This is a genomic window from Candidatus Hydrogenedentota bacterium (genome assembly GCA_035416745.1).
Taxonomy (GTDB): domain Bacteria; phylum Hydrogenedentota; class Hydrogenedentia; order Hydrogenedentales; family SLHB01; genus UBA2224.
On the sequence record DAOLNV010000006.1, the window covers coordinates 110,746 to 117,360 of the forward strand.

Genomic DNA, 6,615 nt, shown 5'->3' on the forward strand with positions numbered 1-6,615 from the left:
ATACCCTCGGGAAAGTTACCAAGGCCCCGAGCATACCAATCGGCACAATACAGGTGCAAACAGAGGCTCAATCGTCGGATAGGAAAGCGCTTGCTGGAGGGTTCGTATTGTCTCCATAAGGACCAAGAACGAACTCACACGGAGACACAGGGAACACGAAGATCGAATCCTCTGTGCCTCTGTGTGAGTTTCCCGAATCGTGGTGTTGTCCGGCGATTGGGGACCGAGGCGCATAAGACGGGCAGCACGGACGCACGCGCGCCGCGGAGCCAATGCCTTTCGCGGCCTGCGCTATTCGGGCAGACCCATTTCGGTGGTGAGGCTGTATTCGAAGCCCAGGGGCGATTTGTAGACCATCTCGATATAGTATGCGGCGAAACCTTGCTCGGGCTTGAGGACGGTCCCCGAGTAGACGCCTTCGGCGTTCAGAGCCAGGGGCTGGGCGTTCCATGCGGGCCCGATGGTCATCAACCGGAAATCCTTGGTGGGGGCATTGGCTATCCACAAATTGGCCCGTACGGGGGCGTCGTTCGGGATGACCTTGAACTCGCCGTCCGGCTTGAACTCCCACGTGAATTGCGGCATAGACTGCCCTTTGATCACCGCGTCATAGAAGGCGGTCAAGGCCTGTATCGTGCCCTTGCGGGACTCGAGGCCGTGGTCCGTGTTGGGCTCGTAATGAAGGTTCTTCGGTCCTTTGAGGGCGGGGTAATACAGCGACGAGGCGTTCACGGTCCAATACTGGTCGCCCGAGCCCAGCAACACCAGTTTTGGCATGGTCAGACGGCGCAGGTACTGGTAAGGGTCCACGATATCGAGCAGCGTTTGCCCGTTGGGCTCCTGGAACCGGTCCTGGAGGTTGAAATCGGTATAGTCCTGGGTGGATTCGGTGTAGTGACCGTAATACGCGATCTGCTGCGCCATTTGGTCCGGCAGATTGAGCATGTCGATGACCATGGGAGCGATAGCGACGACGCGCTCGTCGGTTGCGCCAGTAAGCCAGGTGGTCCAGCCGCGTTTTGACGCGCCCGTGACCACAAACCGGTTGATATTGAAAGGGGACTCGGGGTGGTTGCGTCCGAAGTCCTGGACGGCGTCCATGGCGCGCACGGCGCTCTTCACCATGGGGAGCAAGAGGGGCCACGTGGGGTCGCCGGTCTTCAGGTAGCGGTCGAAGGTGTAGGCGATGATCTCGTCCTCAGAGCGCATGCGGTTTTCGCCGGCAAACTGGACGGGTTCGTTGGGCACGCCTTGCAGCATCGCGATGACCGACCTGGTCGCCATGGCGACCGTGATCACCTCGGGAGGCAGGCCGCGGGGCGGCTCGGCGTGCTCGTTGCTGCCGCCGGAAACGACGAGCATGCCGGTATCGGTCACGGCATTCGCCGGCACGCAAATGCCCAGCCAATGCCTCCACAGATGAGGCGTGACCAGACCCTCTTTCCACGATTGCGAGGTCATGTCAAGGTCGTAGATGGTGTAGCCGGGTCCCGGGTTCGTATGCGCCAGCGCGTACTGATAGTTGGGGTCGGGCGCGTTGACGTAGTCTTCGAGGGGGCCGGCGAGCGCGGGCGCCGCGGTAGACGCTATCAGGGCGGTAATCGACATGAGCAGGTAGAGTTCTTTCACGGTTGGGGCTCCTCAGTCTTTCGGCTCGAGCAGTTTCATGATGGTGGTGAAGCCGTAATTGAAGCCCAGCGGGCTGGGATACTCGAGTTCGATATAGTAGGCCGTGAATCCTTTGTCGGGCCGTTCGACCTTACCGCGATACCAGCCGCGGGCATCGGCCTCGATGGGCGCGCTTTTCCACACGTCGCCCACGGTCATGAGGCGGAAATCGCGCGTGGGGGCGTCGGCCTTCCACAAATACGCCGCGGCGGGCGGTTCCTCGGGTTTCACGGCATAGCGGCCGTTGTCGCGCAAACGCCACGTGAATTCAGGCCGCGGGGAGTCGGTGATCACCTCGTTGTAGAACGCCGTGAGCGTCTTCACGGCGTCTTCTTTCTTGCCCATGCCATGGTCGGCGTTGGGTTCGTAATAGAGGTGTTTCTCGCCGCGCAGGTCCGGGTAATAGAACTTTGCGGCATCGACTGTCCAATACTGATCGCCCGACCCGAGCATGACGAGCTTGGGCATGGTCAGGGCGTCGCGGTATTCATAGGGGTCGACGACTTCGAGCAGCGGCTTGCCTTCCGGACCGGTAAGCAGCGACATAAGGTCGAGTTCAGAGTAGTCCTCGATTTCCTGGCTGTAATCGCCGTAGGAGAATTTCTGGTATTCCATCTGGGGTTTCATGTTTAGCACGTCGATTACCTGGGGAGCGATGGCTTTGACGCGGGGATCCGTCGCGCCGGTCAACCAGGTGGTCCACCCTCGCTTGGAGGCGCCTGTCAACACAAACGCGTCCACGGCGGCCGGCGTATCGAGTTTTGTGGCCGCAAAGTTCTGGATGGTGTCCATGGCCCTGACCACGCTCTTCACCATGGGAAGAAGGAGCGGCCATGTCGGATCCTTGGTCTCCGAGAAGTATTTGAACGTGAGGGCGATTATCTCATCCTCGACGCGGCCTTTATCCTCGCCTGTGAAAACAAGGGGCTGGCTGGGCACCGTGCGCAACACGGCGGTGATCGACCGCGTCACGACCGCGATGGTTGCCCATTCGTGCTCGGGTCCGGGCTGGCCGTCGGTGTTCTTGCCGCCTTGGATGCGCAGTAACACTTCCGACTGCTGGAGGTCGTCGGGAATATAAACGGACAACCAATGGGTCCACAGATTGGGAGATACCTCGCCTTCGCGCCAGGACTGCGAGGTCATGCGGATGAAATGGGCCGTGTAGCGGTCGCCGTCGTACGTCCCCGTAATCTCGTACTGGTAGTTGGGGTCGGGCACGTTAACAAAATCCGCCAGCGGCCCTGCCGCGGCGAGACCCGCGACGAGGCACGTGAACAACAGGACAAGGAAAGAAGCTCTGCTGTGTCTCACGGTACGACTCCTTTTATCTGGACGGCGTGACCTGGATTGTTCCGTCTACGCGGCAATATAGGAATCAGGAGCGCAAACTTCAAGCGTAACGGTTTCCCGTCTGATCTGACCAGTGGCGGCGCCACGCGGGACGATGATGTTTCGGGCCTTCAGCCCTCCCGTTTGTTTGATGCCGGTTACCTGGCCCTTCAGGCCAGGCTGGTATGTTTCGCGCCGTTGGCGCTCCGGAACGGGAAATCGTTCAGCGAATACGCCGGTCTGCCGATACCACAGGACGCATTGTGTCTTGTCCGTCTTTTCTGTCCTTGCGGCCCTGTTGTCCCTTGTGTCTTTTCAGTCCCTTTCGTCCCTTTTGTCGGGTGGGTTTCCAGGGGCCGCCAATGTTCGAGGTAAGACATTGGCATGTAAGAAGGCTGTGTTTCGGGCCTTCAGCCCTCCCTGTTTGTTTCATGCCGTTACCTGGCCCTTCAGGCCAGGCTGGTATGTTTCGCGCCGTTGGCGCTCAAGAGGGAAAGCCGTAGGCCTGCCAGGATGTTTCGCGCCTTCGGGGCTGAAGAGGGGGAGTCCGTAAGCCTGCGAGGATGTTTTGTGCCGTTGGCGCTCCGGAGGTCCCATGCCCCCGCCGTTGCCGCGGAACATACCAGCCCAGGCGATACCGCCGCGCATGGGTGCCATTTCCGCGCCGTTGGCGCGGAAGAGGGGGAGGCCGCAGGGAGCATAAGAGGCCATGCGACATTCGGGGCATGCATCTTCCGCGGTTTAGTCGACGACGGCGACCTCGCTCCAGTCATCGAGCTTAATCTGAATCGAGTAGGCGCCTGCGCGGTACTTGACGTGGGCGTTGGCGTCGGCCTCGAGTCCGAACTTGTTGAACCGTTTCACCCGGGGCGTGCGGTCGTAGGGCCATGGAAACTCGCCTGATACCGCGGTAATCAGCCGCTCTTCGCCCAGTATCCATCCTTCGTGCAGCTCGCGCGGTGTGAACGGAAACATGACCGTTACCGGCCCAAACTCGCCCGCGACGCGCCCGTTAATCACTTGGGCTTCCTCGGGGCCGAACTCTTCCACGCCGTCGCCGTTGGCGTCGGGGTTCCGCGCGGGGAATTCAGTGGAGTAGTAGTAGTACAACTGCCCGAAGCGAAGATGGGCCGCGACGGTCCGCATAAAGAAATCGGCGCCGGCGTCACTCGGGAAGGCATGGCCGAGCCCGATAGGCGACCCGAGCTGTCCCTTGGCCAATTTGTCCATGAAGGGCGCGTCTCCTGCCATGGGATCGTACCCTTGTGTTTCCATAAAACGGCAGGCTGGCAGGCTCTGGAGCTCGAACAGAGCGGGCAGGGTGTTGCACACGACGGTCTTGCCGCGGTCGAGGACGTTCTGCACCCAGATACGGCGCGCCTCAGCGGAGACCAGGCCGAGGTCGGTCCATTGTGCGGCTACGCGTCCGTTTTCATCCAGGACGACGGTGCGTCCGTCCCACGCGGCTTTGTTGTAACGCTCGGGACTCTCGCTCCATGCGAGGCTGAATTGGTCGATGTACAGGCCGTCAAGGCCCACGTCATCGAGCAAGAAGGCCGTCTGCTCGAGGAAATTCTTGTGACGGAAGTTGTCGAGAGTGGGGTAGACCATGAGGTTGAGGGCGGGCTTCGTGGTGTAGTGCTGCACGTACCAGCAATCGAGGAGCACGCCGCCGTCGGCGTCGCGCAACACCGAATCGCGCCATAGCGAGGCGTCGACGAATGCCGTCATCTCGGGAGCGGCTTTCTGCCCGTATTTGCCGCCCACATCGCGGCCGATAGGGAAATCGGCCGGGATGGTTCCGCCGAAAAACGACAACGGCACGGGAACCAGGTTGGTTTCGACGCAGGCCAGGCATTTGGCCCCCGGCACAATGCTCTGAATAAAGGCTCTGGCCTCGGTCATCATCTGTTTGTACTGGTCGCGAGAGTAGTCCCAGCCGTTGTAGTACTCAAACCAAGGCGTCAGCGCGAAGTATCTGAGTTTCTTGCGCAACACCATCGCGGCGGCTTCCTTGCGGCCTTCTTCGGAGGCAAGGCGCCGCACGTCGAAGAAGTCCCACGGGCCATCGATGGTGAAATTGACGTTCCAGTCCTCGCGCAGGGCGTTAATGAAGCCGAAATAGTCGGATTCGACGGGGTAAACGGCCAGTTTGAGCGTGTAGGATTCTGCGGGTTTGAGGCCCAGGCGCTCCGTGCCAAAACTCAGGGCGTTCTCGCGCAGGAGCCGCTCCTGTTGGAGGCGCATGAGGTTGTCTTCGGGGGTGATGCCGATGCCGCTGCGTTCTTGTGCGAGGTACACCGTGGGGTTCTCGGGGAATTCGCCGAGGCCCATGCCCGCCGTATCAAGCCCGCCGAGCCGGACCTGCTTCGGCAGGCCGGGCGTGATGAGTCGATGTTTGACCGCGAGGCCCAGCACCTCGCTGGTCTTGTTGGTGATGGTGTCGGTGATGATGATGCAGCGCGGGGTGCGTTCGAACCACGGGCCTTCGTCGGTCTCTGGCAGGCCTTCCGGGCGTTTGGTGAACTCTTCAGGCCGCCGTATCGTGCGCTCGACGCGGTACGAGGCGCCCTCGGCCTTGAGGATTACACTGGTCGGGGCGACGTTCGCCTCGGGTTTCCATCCGGGCTCGCCCGCGGCCTCGCCGGTGCAGTTGAGCTCGTTGAAGCCCATGCCGCCGTCCTTGGGGAACGAGAACGCGGTCTCGAGGTAGTACGATTCGCCGGCAATGTCGATTCGGATGCCCCCGCTCGAGGGAATGCGCACCGGGTCTCCTTGACCGGGAACGGTGATGCCCGAGATGGGCCGCCGCTGGACCAGATGCGCCGTGCGCAGGGCCCGGACCTCGCGCGCGGGCATGGCCCCTGCGGCCAGGTCTTCGACGATGAGCTGCATTCCCGCGGGCGGGGCGCCGTTCCAGTATTCGGCGAGCGCGGTGTTGGTGATGGTCAGTTCGTTGCGCCAGCTCAGCTCGATGTCGCTGACATCGAGAAGATACCAGTAGCCCTCGTCGCGATCGGTAAGGATATTGGTGAGTTGAGGTTCGGCCGGCCCGAAGAACACCTCGAGACACGGCATCCCGGCTCGGGGCTGGATGAGGTTCTCCACAGGATATCTGGGACTGCTGGTTTCGAAGACGCTGCGCCGGTTGAGAACGCGTTGTTCGCCGGAGCCCGTCTTTGCGCCCAGTTGCACGCCATTCAAGGCGAGAGCGAGGTAGTTGTTCCAGCCGGCGTCCTGGGGAGCATCAAAACGCGCCCGGAAGCGCAGGCAAATGGTTTCGCCGTCCTCGAGTTCCAGACGCGGGAAGGTAACGGTTGTGGTCGCCGGGGCGGTTTCGATAGGGAGCGTCACCGGCGCGGAAGCCTTCCATAACTCCCTCCACGCCGCCGATGCCGCTTTCGCCTCGGCCGCTCCTGCGGCGGACGCCGCCAGCACCAGACCCATCGCCACCACCATGCGTTTCATGGACATGCCACTGCCCTCTTGCTGTTGGTCATTACGGAATGCTGTTGGAATACGTTCCTCAACAGCATAGCGAAGCGCTGCCGCACGGAGCAAGAAGAAGGAAGATTGCCCTGCCCAATCGCCGGATAACACGACGATTGGGGAAAC

3 protein-coding genes are annotated in these 6,615 nt (G+C 61.4%); all 3 read right to left on the minus strand.

Translation table 11 applies throughout. The features are described from left to right. Nucleotides 1–291 precede the first annotated feature (291 nt). The 3 genes from PLJ71_04140 to PLJ71_04150 all read right to left on the minus strand — a co-directional run bounded on the left by PLJ71_04140 (nt 292) and on the right by PLJ71_04150 (nt 6,474). Entirely contained in the window at nt 292–1,629 is a 1,338-nt protein-coding gene (locus PLJ71_04140) for a PhoPQ-activated protein PqaA family protein (protein HQM47851.1), read from the minus strand. Between the two features lie 12 nt (nt 1,630–1,641). Beyond that, nucleotides 1,642–2,982, minus strand: coding sequence for a PhoPQ-activated protein PqaA family protein (locus tag PLJ71_04145; GenBank protein ID HQM47852.1), 1,341 nt, complete (start codon nt 2,980–2,982; stop codon nt 1,642–1,644). Between the two features lie 759 nt (nt 2,983–3,741). Further along, the gene (locus PLJ71_04150; protein ID HQM47853.1) at nt 3,742–6,474 is read right to left on the minus strand and encodes a hypothetical protein; all 2,733 of its coding nucleotides are present in this window, start codon (nt 6,472–6,474) and stop codon (nt 3,742–3,744) included. Between the last annotated feature and the right edge of the window lie 141 nt (nt 6,475–6,615).

What these genes read in the sequence shown, in the direction of transcription:
- PLJ71_04150 (HQM47853.1), bottom strand. Translation starts at nt 6,474, where the DNA reads ATGTCCATGAAACGCATGGTGGTGGCGATGGGTCTGGTGCTGGCGGCG.